The sequence below is a fragment of the Longimicrobium sp. genome, assembly GCF_036554565.1.
Classification (GTDB): Bacteria; Gemmatimonadota; Gemmatimonadetes; order Longimicrobiales; family Longimicrobiaceae; genus Longimicrobium.
Window position 1 is genome coordinate 1 of the sequence record NZ_DATBNB010000791.1, and the last position, 4,191, is coordinate 4,191.

Sequence of the window (4,191 nt, forward strand, 5' to 3'; positions counted from 1 at the left end):
CGCTGCGACTACGATGGGGTGAGCGGCAGGTTTCAGAATCGATGCTCGGACCGGGCCGAGCGGGCCGCGGCGCCGCGGCATGATGCCCGCGCCGCGCCCCGGCGGGCGCTCAACCCTGGACGTGCGCCGGATTCATCCAGACCACTTCCCAGATGTGCCCATCCGGGTCCTGGAAGCTCCAGCCGTACATGAATCCGTGGTCCTGCGGATCGTTCGCGGGCGAGCCGCCGTTCGCCAGGGCCGTGTGGACCATCGCGTCCACGTCTTCCCTGCTCTCGGCGGAGAGCGCGACGAGCACCTCCGTATGCGTCGTGGAATCCACGATCTGCTTCTTCGTGAAATCCTGGAAGCGGCCGTGCACCAGCAGCATCACGAACGCCTCGTCGCTGACGATCATGCAGGTGGCCGACTCGTCCGTAAACTGCTGGTTGAAGGTGAACCCGAGCTTCGTGAAGAATTCAACGGACCGCGCGAGGTCCTTTACGGCCAGGTTCACGAAGATCTTGCGAGAGGTTCCGGTCGCCATGAGCTGCTCCGTGGGGAGGTAGGCCTGCGGATGCGCGGCGGGGTGGGAGGGCGCATCGGCCGGCAAACTGTGCGGCTTCCCGGAAGCTGGCAAGGCGAAACGAGAGCGGCGGCCGATCAGGCCGCCGCGTCGATTCCGTTCACCGCACCCAGCGCGGAAGCCAGTCCGCGCCGGGCGCGCGGGTCAGGCGGCGGGGATGGCTGCCGTCGGGGCGGGCCAGGTAGAGCTCCGGGTCGCCGTCGTGCTCCCAGCTGAACGCGAGCCACTGGCCATCCGGCGACCATGCGGGGCTCTCCTGCGCGCCCGCCGCCAGCTCGTCCGTGGACGAGGCGATACTCGTGGGCGTGCCGCCCTCCAGGCTGGCGACGCGCACGCGAGCGCGCTTGCCGCGGGCCAGCTCCACGTAGGCGATCCGCTGCCCGTCCGGCGACCAGGCGGGGGCAGACTGCAGGACCCCAGCGTCCCGTGGCGTGCCGGTGAGCGCGCGCAGCCCGGTTCCATCCGCGCCGACGAGATAGATGCGGTCCTCGCCCTCGCGGTCACTGATGAACGCCAGCTGGCGCCCGTCCGGCGACCAGCGCGCGCCCCAGTCGTCGCGGCGGTAGGCCGTCAGCCGGCGGACGCCGCTTCCATCCGCCCGCATCACGTACAGCTCGGCGTCACCGTCGCGGCTGGAGGTGAAGGCGATCCACTGGCCGTCGGGCGAGACGGCCGGCTCGAAGTTGCCCTCGCGATCGTCGGTCAGCCGGCGGACGGCCCCGCCGCCGCGGTCCATGCGGTACAGGTCGCTGAAGCCGTGGGTGCTGGCCTCGAACACGAACCACGTACCATCCGGCGACCAGCTGGGGTTGCGCACCCGGGCCCCGCGCGGACCCACGGGAACGGCCGCGCCGCCATCCACCGGCACCAGCGACAGGCGTTCGGCGCTGCCGGCCGGCGTCTGCTCGGCCGAGACCACCAGCAGCGAGCGCCCGTCCGGGGACACCGCCGCGGGATAGTCGTCGGCCTCGCTGCTCGTCAGGCGCACTTCCCCGCCCCGCAGGTTCACCACGCGCACCTCGCGGTTGCCGTCGCGCTCGGAAACGAACGCGATCCGCCCGTCGCCCGAGTCCCCGCACCCGGCCAAACCGAGAGCCAGGATCAGGGCCCCGGAGCGCGTCCGGAGCCCGTGCATCCATCGAATCTCCACGATCACCGGATGCGCACGGCGTCGGCGACCACGAACGATCCCTCGGTGGTCCAGCGGGAAAGGATGATCTTGTTCCATCCCGCCGTGAAGCTCCACGTGCCCAGCGTGTTCCACTTGCCGCCGTTCACCTGCTGGTTGGCGCTGGCCCGGCCCACCTCGGTGCCCGAGGCGTTGTAGGCGATGTACGGCGCCGTCGTGGAGCGGTTGTCCAGGTCAGTCCACCAGGCGTCGACAGTCTTGCTCGCCGCGGCGGGAAGGTAGAACCAGAACACGGCCGGGTCCGACACGGCGCCGGTGGGAGCGTGGTAGTAGCCGCCGCCGTAGTACTCGGGGATGTTGTCGGACTGCGTCCACCCGGTGCCGATTTCGAACTTCTCCTTGGCGGGATCGTTCAGGCTGTTGTTGTTATCGACGATCAGCGCCTCGCCCGCGTCGCAGGCCGTGTTGATGCGGCTCATGTAGTCCGTCCACGGCCAGTTGGCGCCGGGGTCGGTGCGGTCGTACGGCTGCAGCCGCGCATGGCTGACGATGTGGTTGCGGTCGCGCGGTACGTCGTGGCGCTTGCTGATCTGGCAGGCCAGGATGGCGGATTCGCGGATCTGCCCCGAGGGCCACGAGGTCTGCGAGGCGTAGCCCGCGTGCTCGATGCCCACGGTGAAGTAGTTGCTCTGCACGCCGTCCCACCGGCAGTCGGTGCTGTTGTTGCGCGAGCAGTAGTAGGTGGCGCCCACGTGCCACGCCTTCTGGCTCTCGTACACCAGCTTGCTGATCTCGCTGCCGGTGGTATTGACGACGTAGTGGGCGCTGGCCTGGGCAGACGAGTTGGTCAGCCAGCTCCAGCAGCTGCTGTAGCTGCTTTCGCACGAGTGGATGACCACCATGTGCACGGGATAGGTGCCGCGCGAGCTGTAGTTGGGGGACGGGCGCCAGACCACGCTCGCGGAGAGCGTCGCTCCCATGCGAGGACCGGAGGGCGCGGGCGCCACCGCCGGGCGCGGGAAACCGGGGGCGACGCGGCGCGCGCCGAGCGTGGCGCGTCCGCCGGCCTGGTCCGCGGGCACACCGGCGTTCAGCACCGCGTACACGCCGTCGTGCACGTACGCCGCCTGCCCCTCGGGCGCGACGATGCCGCTGTAGCGCGCCACGGCCGGCGCCCACGCGGCGTAGTCGGCGCGGTTGACCTGCAGCTCGTCGGCGAGCGAGGCGAGTACGGCGGCGGCGGCGCGGATGTTGGCCTCGGGGCGAAAGCGCGCCTCCGCCGCGGACACGCCGGCCAGGGCGGCGCCACGCTCCAAGTGCGCGCCGCGCAGGGCCATGACGCCGAACGCGCGCGGCTGGCCGATGAACTCCGCCTCGCCGCGCACCATCTGCCACCCGGTTTCGGCGAATCCCACCGCCTTCAGCAGGTCTGCCGGCACGCCGAACTCGGCGGCGGCGCCGTTGAAGAGGGGGTCCAGCTGAAGTTGCCCGTCTTCCGCGACGGGCGCGGCGCGGGGCGTGGTGGGCTGGTCGGCGCAGGCGGCGAGCACGCCGGCCGCCAGGGAGGCCAACGCGAGGACACGGAAGGGACGCATGCGGGTCCTTTCAAGAGGAGAAACCGGTCTGCCGGGAGCCCGCCAGGACCGCAGTTTCAGGACCCGCGATCGACGCCGCGGGTGCGCCCGCGCAACCGCGTGGGGCGGCACGGCTTGCGGGATATTTCCCGGTTTCGCGCGAGGATGCGCGCACCGCACCGACTGCACCGTCGCGGTGCGCATTGCCCCAGAGCGGTGCACACGTCGCGCTGAGCCGAACTTAAAATCCGCGATCTTTGCCGCGGCCCCGTTCAGGGGCAGCCTGAACTGGTCATGAACTGGTAGATCTGGAAGCTGCCATCGCGCGTAACGGGAACGTACACGACCTCGAGCCCGGCCCCGGTCTCCCCATACGCGGCTACCCCGTTCACTGTGCCGACACGGGTGAGGAGATCGGCGGGAACCGAGCGTGGCTCCCCGTTGACGGTCAGCATCATGTCGCCGGCCACGATCGGCTCGTACTCCGCCAACCAGCGCGTCCCGGCCGCGACGCCGGCATCCGCCGGCAGCGGAAGCGTGAGCGGCTGGCCGGCGGTGGAATCGCGGACCAGCAGGTTCACGGGCCTGCCGAGCAGCCGGGGAGCCGCCGTCCGCTCCTCGCCGATCGCGGAGACCACCCAGCGGCGGTCCTCGATCCGCCACTCCACGAACGTCGCGGAGCGCGGCGACGCGCCGGGCGGCACGAAGCGGCGTCCATCCACCAGCCGCCACGGCAAGGGATCCACCCGCACCCGGTGCACCAGGCTTTCCACGCTCCCCACGTCGCCCCCGAAGGCGAACGTCTCGCACAGCGGTCCGGAGGGCTCCACCGCGGTGACCGTTTCCGAACCCCGGAACTCCCGGCGCTCCACCGCCACCCGCCCGCTGAGGGACCGCGTCGTGACGATCCAGACCCACGGGTC

At 71.0% G+C, this 4,191-nt stretch carries 4 protein-coding genes; all 4 read right to left on the reverse strand.

What is annotated here, in order from left to right:
* Nucleotides 1–109: 109 nt before the first annotated feature.
* Complete coding sequence (locus VIB55_RS22255) at nt 110–526, reverse strand: VOC family protein (RefSeq protein ID WP_331878874.1); 417 nt, start codon at nt 524–526, stop codon at nt 110–112.
* Nucleotides 527–665: 139 nt separating this feature from the next.
* Nucleotides 666–1,700: a hypothetical protein gene (locus tag VIB55_RS22260; protein ID WP_331878875.1), complete on the reverse strand. Its 1,035-nt coding sequence runs from the start codon at nt 1,698–1,700 to the stop codon at nt 666–668.
* A gap of 17 nt (nt 1,701–1,717) precedes the next feature.
* Nucleotides 1,718–3,289 carry an N-acetylmuramoyl-L-alanine amidase gene (locus tag VIB55_RS22265; RefSeq protein WP_331878876.1) on the reverse strand — a complete coding sequence of 524 codons (1,572 nt, stop codon included), beginning with the start codon at nt 3,287–3,289 and terminating at the stop codon, nt 1,718–1,720.
* A gap of 251 nt (nt 3,290–3,540) precedes the next feature.
* Nucleotides 3,541–4,191 (reverse strand): hypothetical protein (locus VIB55_RS22270; RefSeq protein ID WP_331878877.1); only part of this gene is annotated, 651 nt, incomplete at its 5' end.